The following is a 15,775-nucleotide window of genomic DNA, read 5'->3' on the forward strand; positions in this document are numbered from 1 at the left end:
ATCGTATTCGGCTGCGATGCGGTGAACGCGAGCGAAGCGCCTGATACCGATACCCGTACGAGAAATACTGGACGCAGTAGAATGCAATCTGTGTCCAGTCCAACTCGTTGAACACCTCATAGCAGAGCCCCCGCTCATACGAAGTCGTGCCCTTCACCAGCGGAATCACGTCAATGCCTGCTTCACGGAACTGCGGAGCGAACTCTTTCAAATCCGCCACATAGACCCGAATCGTCTCAAGCCGTTTCGAGCGATGGTCTGTGTTGTACACGGGCCGGTCAAAGGGGACAACTGCATCCGCATCGACCCGTTCTGCAAGTCTTAGTTCCCGCTCAGGGAACCACTCTCACACCTCTCATCGTCCATCGTGGACGTCAAGATAACACGGGCGTCCACCTCAGCAAGGTCTACACCCCGCTGCTCCAGTAAGCGAGCATGGCGCAGGTTGAGCATGACCGACTCAATCTCGTCCACCTCAGAGGCGATTCTCAGTTGCTCACGCTTCGCCTCAATTCGAGGTATCGCTCCGGTGAAACAGCTACTCTGCATCGCCCACCCCTCTTATTCCGGATAGACCTCCTCGCCTCATATCGCGTTACAGCACGACCGACGTTGCCGGGGGGTATATAACGGGGTTGACACCACTCGGTTTATTGTGTTATAAACACATGTAGATAATGTTTTGAGTAGCAACCACAATAGTGGTTGTAACTGTGCCAGACACTTACGACCTTGATGAGTCGCTTCAGACCATCATGGATTGGGGAAAATACGAGGCAGCTGCCTATCGAGTCCTCGTCCGGTATGGGCCTTTAGAAGCATCTGACGTGGTCGTCCGCGCGGATATTCCACAGGGCCGGGTCTACGATATTCTGAACAGCCTATACAATCAGGACGCCGTGGTCAAACGGGGAATTCAGCCTACCGAATACGACGCTCAGAGTCCGCGCAAACTAATCGAACCGAACAAGCAGAAATTTGAGAACATGGCAGTTGAGGCGATTGAAGCACTGGAGCCTGCCTACTCTATGAATCTCGAGACTGAGTCGCATCCAGCGTGGGTCACGACCGGCATTGGAGATACTTCAACGAAGGCCCGAGAACTGTTCGATGAGGCTGATGAGCGAATTTGGATACTGGAGCGTTCTTTCTGGCTATCTTCGCCTGATACTGAGTTGCTACAGAGGAAGGCTGAAGCGGGAGTTGATGTGCGAATCGTTGGTTGGAGCGGAAGGCAGGGACTCCGTGAGATGCCTCGTGAGGTTCCGGGTGCAGAGTTCCGAGAGGCTAGCGAGGTGGAAACGTCGTTCTACGTTAGTGACGACGGCACCGTTCTAATCAATCTGAATCAGGGTGAAACAGGGCTGCTGTTCCACGATGTGGCCACAGCAACTATTTTCACTCAGCACTTTGAGTCGATATACAGGACGGCAGAGGAGGTAGAACTATAATGCACAGAAAACTGCTCCCGATGGCACTCCTCCACGCCTGCGGTGGGGATCAGATCGAGGGCAGAACCCGGCTCCAGAAACTCGTCTTCCTAATGGAGCAGGAATTGGATGAAGAAGCCAAGACCGCGCTAAATCTACCAGACTACAATTTCATCCCATACGACTACGGCCCGTTCTCGAAAGCTCTCTACGACGACTTGGACTCATTAGAGGAAGACGGCCTGATTCGCGTTGAAGAAGAAGATATGGCGGACGGGAAAGTCAAGTATACCTACCAACTGACGGACGATGGTAAGTCGTGGGTCGATCAGCGACTACCACAGGATGCCCCAAACTCGGTTCGCGAACGAGCTGAGGCACTAAAATCCGAATTCAATGGTGTTCTGCTTTCTGATCTCATAGACACCGTTTACGCCGAATACCCCAAGTACGCAGAGAATAGCGTGTGGTAGCGAGAATCTGTATAGCTCTGCTTAAGTGGTGGGGTTTGTGAAAAGAACAACACCGAAGTGAGGTCGGTTATGATACAGTGTCGCTATTTTAGAACGGGGCTCGGATTCTCTGGCAGCATTATTAGGGCTACTTAGTCCAAGATATTACTGACGAGGGATCGAGGAGTGTCTCCACGGATACGCCGATGTAGAGCAACAGCCTGCCGCTCGGTCAGTGAGGCAATCAAATCTGCGACGAAACGGGCACGCGGCACGTCACGATCTCTATACCCCTTGAGCCTCTCTCTATATGGCGATGGTATCGCACTTTGCGGCTGTACCTCCGGTGCAGATTGAGAATAAAATTCCTCGAATAGCTCCCTGACGACACGCTTCTGCCCCAACTGTTGTTGCATTAGACCGCTGTTGGTGATGACGTAGAACTTCGTCAGGTGTTTCAGAATTTCTATCTGCTGCTGAACGACTTCCAGCGCCTTCATGTCATATAGTCCGCTGTCAAGTGGCTCTAGCTCGACGTATGGTGTTCCATCAGTATCCTTCCCTTCCAAATATCAGATACCAGCATTGACACAAACTTGTTCAGCGCAATGCGGTCTTCATCCGAACCTGCGAACCGGGTATACAGGCTGGAGTCGAAGTTTTTAGACTCTGTTAGCCCACGGAAGAACTCCTCAACGCCGATTTCTAGTTCGCCAACTTCATACTCGAACGAGTCTGCGTCCACGAGGAAATCCATGAATTGGTTTATTTCTTCCCGTGAAGCTGTCTGGTACTCATCCTCGGTAGTGACTTCTAAGAATATTCGATTAAGCGGAATCAGTCCTGCTCGGTAGAAGTCAGCAGTATCATGGAGTGCATAGGTGAGATCGTCCGCGAAGTCCATAATTTGTGCCTCTAGTGTCTTCTCTCCATCTCGTTCTGGTGGCAACGGTTCTCGAGCGAATTTGAAGGCGTCCTCATCATCCGGGTAATAGCCCCATTTTGAGTCGTTTGCCTTCCTACTCCACGGATATTTCAACGTAGCATTCAGAGTCGCTCGGGTCAGCTCCAGTCCCCTCGGTGACTTGTGATTCGCGAGTCTGGTGATTATCCTGAATGATTGTGCGTTCCCCTCAAACCCGATTGTCCGTCCACATGACTCCGTTTTCTTAGTGACCAAGTCGTCTAATAGAGTCTCAATGGCGTGACCGAACGGGGGATGTCCAATGTCATGAGCATGTGCGGCTGCTTGTACGACGAAGGGGTCTAGACAATGGTATAGGGAATCTTCTCGCTCAGTCGGTTGGCCACAGACTCCGGGATCGACGTTATTCCGTATCATCAAGACCCGAGAAAGTGCATCACCAACCTGTGCTACCTTCAGCGAGTGGGTGAGGCGGTCGTGGTAGAGAGCCGATTCGTCGGCCCGTGCGACCTGTGTAACGTTCTTTAAACGCCGGAATTCACGCGCATATCTCAGCCGGTCACGATCCTGCCTACTGTGAGAGCGAAACCGCGGCTCTTCCTCAGTCGTTTGCCTATTGTGGCGCTCTGTCCTCTCTTTGTGAGAAAGTAGATTAGACATCGAGTGTGGCCTGCGAGCGATTCACTCAGCCTGTGGGCCAGTAAGAATTCGATAGCTGAAATCGGCTGAAGAACCCAACTCATGTTCTTCATCAATCTCGTTCACGATTTCTCGGGCCTGCTCTCGGGTCACCCCAAGCTCATCTGCCATCTCAGGAATCCGTATACCCCCTGAGCGCTGTAATAACTCGCGGGCCTCGTGTAGCGTTTCGGGTGATATGCTGGTCATTTCTCCTTACAGACTCCGTTGGAACGACGAATAGTTAATACTTTACTACGGTTTGAGATACGCCGGTATTGTGGGTTCTTAACTCGTAAATTTTCACTTTGGACTCAGAAACGCCGCATGTATGGGTTTTATTGAATCAAAAATCTCCGTCCGATAGATGTGATTTGCCTAACGAGCAGATGTCTTACCGACTTCTGAGACGCTACTCTACAGGGTTCCAGACTGCTTTTAAATCCTCTCATATCTATGCCGATTAGAATCTCAGGGATACAGCGAGGACGTCTACTCGGCGTCCCAACCCACACTCGCAGCACTTCTCACCGTTATGTACCTGTCTGAGAGACCACCTGATGAGGTCACACAGAATGCACAACTTGTCCTCATTCCAGAGAGACCTGCTCATAACCGTGGCGGGTATGGGCCCGATTAGCGGTACCGAGATCAAAGATCACATCGAGGAACGATGGGGTGAAGAAGTCAACCACAGCCGCCTCTACCCGAATCTCGAAGATTTAGCGATGATGAACCTCATCCGCATCAATAAGAACACTGGTGGGCGGCACAATCACTACAGCGTCATGCCGATGGGGGAGCGGAATATCACCTCATACCGCGAGTGGGAGTCAAATCATTTAGACGAAGAGGAGGATGCAGAGCGCGAAGAAAATGACGAAATAGAGTAGAGGGGGACAAGAGCCTTCTATCGACGACTTACAGTGGAAATGTGGGGGGTGTTCGGGAATGTTGTTGTCGAGAAAGGTACGTGGCGCGCCAAGGAGCGCCGCTTCTGACGACACGACCGACTCAACCACAGCCTTGACGAGAGAATCATACCTCCCAAGCAATCTGAGGGGGACTATATCCTCCTGAACACCTACTTCACGCTGCGAGTAACGTGTGGTCGCTCTCGGCGTTCTCCACTTACATTCGCAACGAACCTCATCAGGGCTCTGCTTGGACAGCGCACAGGATACATTCAACCGAGGTAGTCTGATCAAGATCCCTGTTTGGTCCGTTCACACAGAGGTATGCGCCACTAATCAGAACAGACTATTTTCCAACCTCGAAGCCTCCAAAGGATACTTGCAATAGGGGATTGACAAGAATACGTGGACTGTAAGAATATCTCTGTAGACCAGACTAAGCGGGAGCCTGAGTACACCCGAAGTAATGCAATCCCAAAACAAGATTCGGAATACCGATATCTGTTAACTCGCCACTGGGATGATACACGCCCTACCGTCTGTTATATCGGACTGAACCCTAGCACGGCAACGGCAAGTGACAGTGACCCTACGATGACTAAACTGGCAACCGCTGCTAACATGATGGGGTTCGGGGGCATGCTGCTGGTGAATCTGTTCCCTGTCCGCAGTCCAAATCCATCAGATATTGATCGGCATGACTCCCCGAAAGGAAGCGATGCGGACAGTTATATTGAAGACGCAGTCGACAGCGCAGAAGCCGTGTTTGCCGTTTGGGGCGGCAAAGGAAAACAATATACCGACCGGATCGCAGAGGTGATCGATATTATCGATAAGCCAGTATGCGTCTTGGATTATAATAAGGATGGAAGCCCGCTCCATGGGGGCGCTCGTGGAGAGTTCTACAATCGGCTATCACCACAACCGTACTCTCTGTAGTGGATTCCAGTCGCTTTGTAGACTCCAGTAATCAAGTCAAAATCATAGCCCCAGTCGTGCTGTGAGGAGCTGACCGTTTGCTCTGTGTTGATATACACTGACACATCTTTAGCGATATTACCAACTCTAAGTAGGTCTGCCTCTAGTCCTTCGAGTCGTCCCGCTCTACGTACACCGGTGTGACACAGATGATGCCATCCTCTCCTTCGAGCAAGAGCCGCGGGACGGTCTTGTGGAGGGTGTAGTCGTCGGTGTTGTAATGCCCGCCACCACTCAGCACTCGCAGGGCAACTTCGACGTATTCGGCGTGCCAGACAGCCCACACCTTCATACCGTCCAAGTCCATCGGCCGGTCGCTCACGACGAAATCGAACTCCTCACGGAAATCCTCACCAAACTGCTCATTCCATACGGTGTAGGTATCCGGAATCGTGATTTCACCCTGTTTGCGCTCTTCGATATACTCGTCCACGCCCCCGACAACCCATCCGATCCGCCCCGGAGTCAGTGTGAACCCAGCTGCCCCGCCCCATGAGGGGAGAAAGACTAAAGCGCCACTCGTCTTCGGCCGCCGTCGGAATGTTGCGTTCTCGAAATTCGGTGCGAGGTCGACCATCCGGCTCAGGTCGAACCCTCCTTCTGCCGTAATTCCTGTTGCTCGCGGGTCAAAATGGTCGGCAGTCATCGGAATACCTCGTGGTGATCCGGGGTGTCGTGATGTGTCGCCTGTCGAAACACACCGACTGTACTCGTGCAAGGATGCGACCCTGTTCCGCTCTCTCCGTTTGGTTGCGTCCTCATATGAACTGTTCACAGACATCCCGCATAAGCGCTTGGGGCTTCAACCGGCTAATGTGGATTAACAACGTCTCTATGCCTCGAAACCCCTACTTCCGATACTTCCAGTTCGTTCCATACTTCCGATTCTTGTGCTGGCTTGGCTGTTGTCGTCTTGCGCCCTTAGAACGTGCAATAAAGGCTTGTGGCGTCATGGTAGCCCCATGACACTCCCGTAAGAGTACAGAGGAATAACACTTCTCGCTCCCCACTGTCGGTGGCCAGAAGCCCCGTGCCACCGGAATCCGATCTGATACTGACTCCCGCCAGATTACTGTTTCCGGATAGGCGATGAACTCACCCACCCACTCCTCTCGACGCTGACAGACACCCGGAACCCGGCCCCATTCTCACCCCTCTGTTGAAATCGGGCCGGGGTGTAGGGTCTACTATTGACGTTATTTTCGGGGAAGTGTGTGATATGTCTGCTCACAAGTGTCCTCGGGTATCTTGTCAAAGATGTCCGTGGAAACAGAAGTAGCCACAAACCCTTATCAGGGAAGTGACTATAGTTCCGAGTATGGGAGAAATCACGCACAACACACACAAAATCGACGAAGAGAGTCAGCGACTCGCCGGAGAACTGTATCGGGAAGGGTCGCTGACGACGAGCGACGTGCGCGAACTGCTCGCGTGTAAGAACGGCAAAGCCAACGGGAAGATAGACCAGCTAGTCCGACCGGGGTTCGCAGAGGCGCCCACTCCGGAGAAGAAGCCCGGAGAGCCATGGCCGCCGAAGGAAATCGAACTGACCGAGCGGGGGCGTCGGTGGGTGGAGAAGCACCGTCTGCACGAGGAGACGCCCGGTAGCGTCGAAGATCGCATGGACGCTATCGAGAGCCGTCTCAATCGAGTTGAGGAACGCCAGCGACAGATTATCCGGATACTTCGGGGTGGCGAGTCGGCTGCCTACCCGACCGTCCCGCAGGCGGTCGCTGGCGTGTACGGTATTAATCGGTTCCTTAGCGACAGTGTTGACGAGTTCGACGGGGAACTCCCCGACAATATCGAGCGGCGGATGAAAGACTTAGAAGAAGATTTAGACGGGTTATAAATGAGTTATAAAAGACTACGCAACATATCTGGCTTCGACAGACGTTTTGCATATTCTGGGTATTTATCTGAGTCAACTTCCGGATACTCAGCATCTCTAGTCCAGTCGACACTCTCACGATACCGTCGATCCAACTCAACAATACCCTCGACGAGCGAACCCTCTGGCAGTCCCCCGCAAGCAAAGGTAAACAACTCTGCACGAACTCGTGGATACACATACGTACTCTCGTCGGAAGTTGTGTAAACCTCTTTTCGATACTCTCGATAAACCGCTTCAAAGCCGTCTCTGACGCCCTCTGGACGCTCGTCCGTCCATATCGAGTCGAGTGGCTCGTAGTCGGGTTCCTCAGCGTCGTCAGCGGTGTCGTCGGGCCGCTCATCGCCCATCTCGCCACCGTCGTCGGTGGGCGATGAACTCCCGTCAGCGACCGTCTCGTTACTTTCGCTCTTCTGGTCAGACTGCTTTTCCGTTGCTACCGATTCAGGGAGTTCATCGAACATACGACGGGCGTCGGCTGCCAGTCGCTCCCCCTTCGTCGCATGTTGCTCAAGTGCGTCAATCGCGTCCATACAGCGATAGAACTCGTTGTCTAACTCAGCCCGCGACTCTGCTTCCCCGAGTATATCCAATACGGTCTGCGCATACCTCACAAAGGCAGCGTCAGTCGCGGTCTGCCCATCTCCACGGAGAATTTTCACCCCCGAATCCGGGTAGTCAACGCCAGTACCGGAGAGGTTCTTCGCCGGAACCAGTTGGGACAGTACCCTTTCAGTCCACGACTGACGCTTGTGGTCGCTATTAAGTTGGTTCTTCAACGTCGTCCGGATACGATCTCTATCATTCGCAGACCACAACTCCCTACGAAGTCCCGCACGGAACAGGGGGAGAGCTGCGTCGATCCGAGAGTAGTATTCCGTAGCCGCTTGGATAGCGTCGGACATGTCTAAGCACATCTCGACTCCCCTGTCAGCAGCTTCGCAAACATCCTCAGCCTGCGATTTCGATAATCTCTCGTTGGGATACTGCGGGGTAGAGACTTCCGCCAACTCAGCTGGCGTGTACCAGTCCGGGTACTCATTGGCGTCAGTAGATTTACTACCAGTCGACGTACTGACTGATGTAACCACGCCGCCCCCACCGTCAGGGGTGGCTTCTTCCGCGATCTCACCGTCACCAGAGCTGTCTTTCTTTTTTCTCAGAGAATCAGGGGTGGCCCCTTCTTTCCGAAGTGCCCGTATCTCAGCAAGAATCTCCGCGTTCGTCGCCGCCGCGAGTTCTGAATCTCGGGTACGCACATACCCGAGCATGAGAGATTCGACAGTTCGGCCCAACTCGCCGCGCAGCTTCCCGTTCTCTTCCCGCACTGCGTCGCGGAAGCGGTCGCACACGTCAGCGTCCACTTTGACGCTAAAGGTCGTAGTGTCGGTCATTACTGTATATCACGTTATACAACTCCAAGTAATATAAGTGGCGTGCGTAATACTACCATCAGTAAGATAATCAGATAACAAACCAAATAACTCAAATCAGAAATGTAAACTACGACAAAATAACAATAAATAAACAAAATTATTAAATTGGTTAGTCCCTAACAGGGCCGTAGGCCACACGGTGTGTGGCAAGCGTCGGTGTTTACCCGACGCGCCGCACCCACACCGCCGCTCGCCACCGCTCGCGCCGGTTTCGGGTAACCGCGCGTCGGCTGTTGACACCGCGCTTCTACCGCTCTACCGACCGCGTGAGAGGGGCACCCCTCTCTGCGTGAAAAAAGAGACATCAGCACTCTCGTCAGTGTCGACGGTGAGTGCGTGAGAAGCGCCGCGTCACTGCCGTACACCCTCTCCACCTATTTACACCTCTCCCGCGGGGTTACTGTATCCACCGCGTAGTTGTCGACGTGTCCGGGGGACGACACCGGTACGACGACATACCGCGGGTATCGGTGTCTCTCTCCGGAAGCGTCTGTCGATGACCACAGAGAGATCGTGTGTCAAGATGGCCGCTATACATGTGCGGGACGCAAGTTATATTCCGGTTTGACGGCCAGCCGTCTCATGGGCAGTCGGTGGGGCCGTTTCCTGCTAGCCCGTTGACGCTGACAACGACTGGTTCGTACGCACACGTCGAGGTAGGAATGGGATGGGCGATGAACGGCTGCTGGCCACCGGGAATGAGGCAGCGTCAGCGCAGAAAAGCTCAGCGTGGAGTCGGCCGTATGCGTGCTTAACGCGCTGGCGGGGCAGATGTCGCGCTCGGAGTCAGTTCGGGGGTGGGGGCTTGCCGTGTGTGTTACAGAAGTTCCCGTCTGTCTCGCACTCCTCACGCGCTCACAAGCACGATAGTTGTTGTTTTCTGTCATAGAGGGGTAAGAATTTCAGACAGATGGATAGTCGAGTTGGAGAACAACTCGCTCACATTCTCCGGCTTGCCCCCTGATTTCGGGTCGAACTGCTGCGAGAGCCCGAAGGTACTAGACGGATTGGCAGCAGAACTCGACTATGGTCAGAGTAGACGATTCGGGGGAGGTCACGAAGTGCTGGCTCGAGCCTGAGGAACTCTCCCTACTCGAGGAGGCAGCAGCCCGTGCTGACTGGCAGCGAGAGATCGCGATGATGCTCATGGGACGGTGTGGCCTCCGAGCGGACGAGGTGAACTACCCCGGCGATGCCGAACTCCGGAGGTCGGGGAAAGGCGACTGCTGGTTCGTCGAAGTCCGCGGGAAGAACACGCAGGGCGGAGACCCCAAACTCCGCGACGTATGGATGTCCGATGACGTGCAGGCGGTTATCCGACGGTTCTCCCGTGAACGCGACCGCGAGACGGGTGAGGCGTGGGTACAGGCGTCTAATTCAAGTGTCCGCCGATGGGTGAAGGAATCCGCAAAGGAGGTCGCACAGGATGCCTCGCAGCCAGACCGCTGGCGACACGTGTCCAGCCACGACCTGCGACGGTCGTGGGCGACGTACCATCTTGTAGAACGGCAGGTGGATGTTCGGACGATGATGTCTATTGGGGGATGGAGCGATTACTCGGCTATTGAGCCTTACCTCGCGGAGCCGACTGAAAGACACATAGGAGCCACAATGCGTGGGTAAGGGTTTCCGCCTGCTGATAGATTAGACCAGTCGTGCTGAACACCCTCTCTATTCAATAGCGGTCTCGCCACATACTCATCATCTGCCAGTAGTGGCGTGCGAGATACAGAGGGTGTATTCAGCAGTTCGGCGCTGTCTTATTGCTACCCCCGAACGCTTAATGTTACTATGTCGGTGAGCGGAACGGTTTATTTGTCGAGTCTCCGTGTTGTAGATATGAGCAGCGGAGATGACGCTGAGTTCAGCGATGAGGAGATACGCGGCTACATGAATGATGTCGTCATTCTCATGTCTGGGTTCCTGCTGGTCATCGCTGTCGCTATCCTGTCGGTTGAACTTCTGCTTGGCCCACTCATCGCAGGTGTGATACCTGCGTTCTCGGGGAGTATCATCGACTGCACGTGGACTGGGACTGAATCCGTCTGTACCGGTGGGGTTGGGCCGCAAGCCGCTCTTGCCGTCGCTGTCGGGCTTCCCTTGACCATCATTTGGCTGAACACGTATCAGAACCGAATTCGCCCACTACTTGCTCGGCGAGGCATCGTACCGTAAGCAAAGCACCGAGGACGACCATCGGTTTCACAGACTCCACGCTCGCTCAGACGGGTGCCCGCGACCGACTCGCGCCCTGTATCTTGCACGCACTCTCTGTCAATTTCTGAGGATTTCAACAGAGCCTGACGCACTGTGCGTGTTCGCTGGCGCGATTCAACTGGTTTCCGTGAGACATCGCCTCCGAGAATCCTACGCAACAATTGACCTCCAAATTGAGTACACTGTGTTGCGTAGGAACAACAGCCCCCGTGACCTGAGTCAAGCGCTCGATCGGGGGGAACTCGGGGGACGGTATGGCTCGGGGACGACCACATCGGGTCCGTGTTCGTCCTCGATGATAGCGACGACAGTCGAACCGCCGTTGCGGACTCGCGGTGGGCCCCACTCGATTTGCACTGTGTCGCCGACGGCAATGTCGTTCTCAACCGTCCACAGGTATGGTACTTCGAGGACGTACTTCGCTCGCCCCCGATATTCCGTATAGGGTTCGCCGTCGGTTTCGAGTTCGCCGTGGTGGATGGTCGTGATGGTCCCGTCGGCGTCGATGAAGATGATATCGATGGGGAAGGTCATATCTCGCATGACGTAGGCACGCTCTTTCTCCTGTTTGTGGCGGAAGAACATCCCGTGGCCGGGGTCGAGCGACTCGGTTTCTGAGAGCCCGATGGCCAGTTCGCGCCACGTCGCGGCGACGGGGCCCTCGACAAATTCGAGGTAGCCACCATTTTCGTCGTAGATGGTCGCTGTCGCGTAGTTCGGCGACGTCAGATCAGAGTACATCGTGAATCCGACCCAGCCGACCATCGGCGCGAAGACGATGATGAGGACGGCGAGAACTCGGCGGTCTGTGAGGCGGTCGATGATTCGGCGGGCGGGCGTGTCTTCAGGGAATACCGGGAGATCGGTCGGGTCGATGACCTCCTCATCCACCGCCGTGTGCCCCGGTCGGTGCTGGTCTTCGTGATCGTGATTGTCGGTGTCTGTGCGGTCTGGAGTGTTTGAATTTGAGTCTGTAGTCATGGAGGTGAGACGGTCAGAGGAGAATCCATGCGAGCGTGCTGAACACGTTGCCGCCGATACTCGCCCCGACGAGCGTGAGGCCGATGACGATACCCCGCCGCCCTCGGGCATTGGCGAGCGAGTCGCGGCTGCCGAACGCCCACCAGGTCATCCCGATGATGAAGACGGCGAGGCCAGTGCTTCAAGTGCGAGACTGAGGGCAGTTGCGAGTTGTGAGATCGAGCTTGCGTGTGAACCCGTGACCGCGCCGTATGGCCAGCCGGCGGGGAGGAATCGAGACCCCAAGATAAACACGAGGACGTCGTAGAGGAGGTCGAGGCCTGTGATGGCGACGAACCCGCTTGCGCCGCCGACAGCCATCCCCCGGTAGCGGTCCATCGAGCGGGCGTTCTTTGAGCCGTAGAACCATCCGATCACGCCGACTACGAGTGCGATGAGCATCCCGTAGCGCCCGAGTACCTCTGCGATCTGGTAGATCCGGAGGAAGGGCTCGACGAAGCCGCCGACGCTACTCATGCTTTCTTCCCTCCGCCGCGTTTGGTCGTGCGGCGGCGCATTCGCACGTACCAGAACGCGAAGATACCGAGGGCAAGCCACTCGACGAAGATGAGGGTGTTATTGATCGCCCCGGAGATGTACTCGCCGACGGTGCCGGCGGCTACGAAGGCAACGTCTCCCGGTGGAAGGAGATAGAGGATGCTGTCACCCTTGTAGTATGGGTTGTCCGGGCCGGTGTCCCATACATCGCCGTCGTACCTGGCTCGGAGGGTCATCCCGTCCCACGTAACTGAGGCACGCCCCTCAGAGTCGGTGGTGACGGTCCAGTTCGTTCCGTCTGCTTGGGTGACGGTGATGGTCTTGTTGTCGAGGAAGTTGCTGTTCGTATCGGTCAAGATGAGTGTGCCCTCGTGCCCTTCGCCGGTGGGTGAGCGATCTATCTCCATCAGCCGAAGGACGGTTGGAGAGTAGGGTTTAGTGGAGACGTTGAGTTGGTCGTCGAGACTGCCTCCGAAGGGGTTGTCGGCAGTCGCCGTGGCCGTCTCGCCAGTTTCGAGGTCGTTGGAATTGAGGGTCACGACGTACTGCGTGTAGAGTTCGGTTGGTGCGTCGTTGTCCGTGTCGCTGACACCGGCAGGGAGCGGTGCTCCACCGGGTCGAGCTGCGACTTGCGTATCGACCGTTCGGAGGTAGCCCCAGCGTTGGGTTTCGACGGAGTCCTGTTGACGTGGGAACTCCATCGTGACGTTGGCGACGCTCGTTTGATAGTGGTAGATGGCTGGCCAGCGGTCGCCTTGTGTGTGGGTTACGTCGTGTATGTTCGACCCGCTTGCCGTCCGGACTTCGACCGCGTCGTTCCGCGAGACGCCGTAGAAGCGCCACGGCGAGTCGATATTGACGACTTTCCCGTTGACGTCAACCTGAATCTGTCTCCACGGGTCGTGGGGAAGGTCCTGGTCGCCCGTCCACGTGATGAGCAGTCGGTCGTCGCCTTCACCGTCAATGTGAACGACGCTGATGTTGAGATTGGGCGAATCGAAGTCGGTGATCGTCACGGGGACGCTGTATTGTGTCGTGTGAGTGTACGTGCTCGTACTGGATTTCGACCATTCGTTGCACCGCGAACTCGTGATGCCCCAGCGACTTTCGACCTCGCTGGTCACCCGGAGCGTGGCGGTGAGGGTGTATTCCCCTCGGGGGTATTCGAGGGGCATACTCGACGGGTCTTCGATAGCAATCCAGGTTGTGTCACCGAATTTCGCCCAGTCGGATTCACCGCTGAATCCGGGGCGGTCGAGCTGGACAGAGGTGACTTCCGCACTAGAGTTGATGAGTTCGTACTCGGCCCACTTCGTCCGGTCGTAGTAGTGCCAGTGGGTACTCTTGTGCGTGTGCGTAGAGTTATCGTGGGTGTGCGTTCGGCGGTGGATGTGCTTTATCTTACACTGGTCATCGTAGCTGTAGTCTGGCGGTGCGATGGCTCGGTGGTCGAACGGGACGTAGGCTCCCCGCGTGGGGGTTCCGCCCACGACGTAACTATCGCGATACCAGACGCCACCGAAGACGTAGTTGATGCCGACCCACGCATCGCGGACGGTGTCGAAGTTCGACTGCCCCCACTGTCGGGACATACTCGCGCCATCGCTGGTCGGATAGAGTTCTCGACCATTCACCGTCGGGATGGCGACGCGGTCGGAGTCTTGGGCGTACCGCGAATACTGGCCGGCGGCGTGGAGGTTTCGGTCTATCGTGTTCGAGTAGTACGCAGTGTGGATGAGCGCTTCCTCTGGGTTTGCCACGTAGAGTTCCTCCGCATTACGGTCCCACCTGACCTCGGCATTATAGACGGGTTGCCATTCACCGTATTGGCTGGTGACGCGGACGAACCACTTTCCGTCGGTGCTCGTCGGGCCGTCATAGGTGTTGTTGCCGTGGACGAGGAGGAACTGCGTCTCCTGGTAGGAGGTGATATCGGCATAGCGCGTCCACCGATCTTGATACGGAACGGCTTGAAAATCGCTGAGGTCTCTGATGTAGACGTCTTGCGTCGCGACGTATCGGAGTGTCTGTGAGGGTGATTGCGATTTGGCTTGGAGCTCGACCGGCCCATATGGATAGTCGTTCTCGAAGTAGCCGTTGTAGGAGATGTCACTCGGGTCGACGTCGTCGTCATTGTTCGCGAGGATACGGTAGGTATCGTCGTAGGACTTCTCGACACCGGGGTCTGGGGACGGGATTGCGGTGATAGCCCCCAGGCCAGCGGCGACGACGCTGACGGACGCGAGCAGGAGCGATCCCACGAGCGCTATCGTAATGCACGCGTGGATGTGCTGTGCGTACCGCCCGTCGGTGCGCTTGGGCCGGGGGAGACTGAGACATCGCTCGGAGAGTCCGGTTCGGAATGCGCGACCAGCCGACGTGACACGCCCTCCCAGCGTGGTGTCGTCCTGGTGCGCTCCGGTCCCAGTCCCGGTCTCGGTCTTTGACTCGTCCTCGGTCTCGGGGTCGACCCGTTGACTGTCAGTATCGGCCCCTTCCGGGGGAAGTCAGCCTGAGAGGACATGGTCAAGCAGGCGGATGAAGACGGGGAAGGCGAAGCCGATAATCGAGATGACGATGCCTGTAGTCGCCATCATGAATCCGCGCCGTCGGTTGTTCAGAGAGGGGCTGATGAAGTACGCGATGATGCCGACAATCATCGTGATGAGGCCACTCCATTTGAGGAGGGTTCCGACCCAGCCGGGGACCCTGATTGCATCTTTCAAATCGGCAACGAGCGTGCTGAGGTCCGTGCCGGATTGTAAGGGAAGGATCGAAGCTCGCTGTGCATCCGGGGTCGAAAGGAGTGCGTCCGAGTAGAGTACTTGTGCACGCGTGAGCGTCTGTATGAGGTTGAGGTTATTGCCGAGTCGAAACCCGGATCCAAAGCCGAATCCGGGAGGTTGGAGCGGGCTGCAAGCTGCTCGAAGCGACGGGGCGACCGAGGAGGCCACGTCGATGGCTGTGCTGGGTAGTGAGAGAGGCCCGGCGAGGATGAGCCACCGGCTGGCGACATCGATGGCCTCTGGCTGTAGTGCTATCATGGGGAGGGTGTTCTCTCCACGCACCGTCTGGTGTAGCGACGGTGGTGTTTGGTACAGCACGGGAGGCCATCTGCGGCTAAATACCCTCCTCGGTCACATCGGATGTGGTGCTACAGGGACCACATTGAATGTAGAAATGTGGGCGTGAAAACATCTTAGGGTCGGCTGGCTTACGGATGCCGATGGAAAATCCCGGTCATAACCAGTCGGTCGCTCACAATTCGAGCGACTGCCCGCCCACCCGAAATGGGCGCGAGTCTGCGGAGCGTCTCGAGACGCCCGGTGGGACTCG

General features: G+C 55.9%; 16 protein-coding genes. 7 read left to right on the forward strand and 9 right to left on the reverse strand.

The annotated features are described in order from the left end of the window. The first annotated feature begins 713 nt into the window (after positions 1–713). Entirely contained in the window at positions 714–1,451 is a 738-nt protein-coding gene (locus N0B31_RS21520; RefSeq protein ID WP_260644095.1) for a TrmB family transcriptional regulator, read from the forward strand. Continuing rightward, positions 1,451–1,903, forward strand: coding sequence for a PadR family transcriptional regulator (locus tag N0B31_RS21525; RefSeq protein ID WP_260644096.1), 453 nt, complete (start codon positions 1,451–1,453; stop codon positions 1,901–1,903). Before N0B31_RS21520 ends, N0B31_RS21525 begins: the two co-directional genes overlap by 1 nt. 131 nt (positions 1,904–2,034) lie before the next feature. Here N0B31_RS21525 and N0B31_RS21530 read toward each other — a convergent pair whose 3' ends face one another. Next, positions 2,035–2,382, reverse strand: coding sequence for a hypothetical protein (locus N0B31_RS21530; RefSeq protein WP_260644134.1), 348 nt, complete (start codon positions 2,380–2,382; stop codon positions 2,035–2,037). A gap of 26 nt (positions 2,383–2,408) precedes the next feature. Beyond that, positions 2,409–3,467 (reverse strand): dGTP triphosphohydrolase, encoded by a 1,059-nt coding sequence (dgt, locus tag N0B31_RS21535; protein ID WP_260644135.1) that lies wholly within the window; start codon positions 3,465–3,467, stop codon positions 2,409–2,411. A 593-nt stretch (positions 3,468–4,060) separates the two neighbouring features. On the opposite strand from dgt, the gene N0B31_RS21540 reads away from it, so the two are divergent. Beyond that, positions 4,061–4,378, forward strand: a complete 318-nt coding sequence (locus N0B31_RS21540; protein WP_260644098.1) for a helix-turn-helix transcriptional regulator — start codon at positions 4,061–4,063, stop codon at positions 4,376–4,378. A 426-nt stretch (positions 4,379–4,804) separates the two neighbouring features. Continuing rightward, the gene (locus N0B31_RS21545; protein ID WP_260644099.1) at positions 4,805–5,338 is read left to right on the forward strand and encodes a DUF1643 domain-containing protein; all 534 of its coding nucleotides are present in this window, start codon (positions 4,805–4,807) and stop codon (positions 5,336–5,338) included. A 142-nt stretch (positions 5,339–5,480) separates the two neighbouring features. Here the strand turns inward: N0B31_RS21545 and N0B31_RS21550 are convergent, their stop codons facing one another. Beyond that, a complete protein-coding gene (locus tag N0B31_RS21550) occupies positions 5,481–6,023 on the reverse strand; it encodes a hypothetical protein (protein ID WP_260644100.1) in 543 nt (180 codons plus the stop codon). 672 nt (positions 6,024–6,695) lie between these two features. Between N0B31_RS21550 and N0B31_RS21555 the strand changes: the two genes are divergently transcribed. Next, the gene (locus tag N0B31_RS21555; protein ID WP_260644101.1) at positions 6,696–7,229 is read left to right on the forward strand and encodes a hypothetical protein; all 534 of its coding nucleotides are present in this window, start codon (positions 6,696–6,698) and stop codon (positions 7,227–7,229) included. Between the two features lie 5 nt (positions 7,230–7,234). Here N0B31_RS21555 and N0B31_RS21560 read toward each other — a convergent pair whose 3' ends face one another. Further along, complete coding sequence (locus N0B31_RS21560) at positions 7,235–8,662, reverse strand: hypothetical protein (protein ID WP_260644136.1); 1,428 nt, start codon at positions 8,660–8,662, stop codon at positions 7,235–7,237. A gap of 1,068 nt (positions 8,663–9,730) precedes the next feature. Here N0B31_RS21560 and N0B31_RS21565 point away from each other — a divergent pair. Beyond that, complete coding sequence (locus N0B31_RS21565; RefSeq protein ID WP_260644104.1) at positions 9,731–10,327, forward strand: site-specific integrase; 597 nt, start codon at positions 9,731–9,733, stop codon at positions 10,325–10,327. A 216-nt stretch (positions 10,328–10,543) separates the two neighbouring features. Further along, on the forward strand, positions 10,544–10,879 hold the full coding sequence (locus tag N0B31_RS21570; protein WP_260644105.1) for a hypothetical protein: 336 nt from the start codon (positions 10,544–10,546) through the stop codon (positions 10,877–10,879). 261 nt (positions 10,880–11,140) lie between these two features. On the opposite strand, the gene N0B31_RS21575 is transcribed toward N0B31_RS21570, so the two are convergent. From N0B31_RS21575 to N0B31_RS21595, 5 genes are all read right to left on the reverse strand, one after another. After that, complete coding sequence (locus tag N0B31_RS21575; protein ID WP_260644106.1) at positions 11,141–11,812, reverse strand: DUF192 domain-containing protein; 672 nt, start codon at positions 11,810–11,812, stop codon at positions 11,141–11,143. A 103-nt stretch (positions 11,813–11,915) separates the two neighbouring features. Then, positions 11,916–12,053, reverse strand: coding sequence for a hypothetical protein (locus N0B31_RS21580; protein ID WP_260644137.1), 138 nt, complete (start codon positions 12,051–12,053; stop codon positions 11,916–11,918). Then, positions 12,050–12,418 (reverse strand): hypothetical protein, encoded by a 369-nt coding sequence (locus tag N0B31_RS21585; protein WP_260644138.1) that lies wholly within the window; start codon positions 12,416–12,418, stop codon positions 12,050–12,052. The genes N0B31_RS21580 and N0B31_RS21585 overlap by 4 nt, the downstream gene beginning before the upstream one ends. Then, on the reverse strand, positions 12,415–14,700 hold the full coding sequence (locus N0B31_RS21590; protein WP_260644139.1) for a hypothetical protein: 2,286 nt from the start codon (positions 14,698–14,700) through the stop codon (positions 12,415–12,417). The genes N0B31_RS21585 and N0B31_RS21590 overlap by 4 nt, the downstream gene beginning before the upstream one ends. 246 nt (positions 14,701–14,946) lie before the next feature. After that, on the reverse strand, positions 14,947–15,483 hold the full coding sequence (locus N0B31_RS21595) for a hypothetical protein (RefSeq protein ID WP_260644109.1): 537 nt from the start codon (positions 15,481–15,483) through the stop codon (positions 14,947–14,949). Positions 15,484–15,775: the final 292 nt, after the last annotated feature.

Origin of the sequence: Salinirubellus salinus (assembly GCF_025231485.1) — an archaeon.
Classification (GTDB): domain Archaea; phylum Halobacteriota; class Halobacteria; order Halobacteriales; family Haloarculaceae; genus Salinirubellus; species Salinirubellus salinus.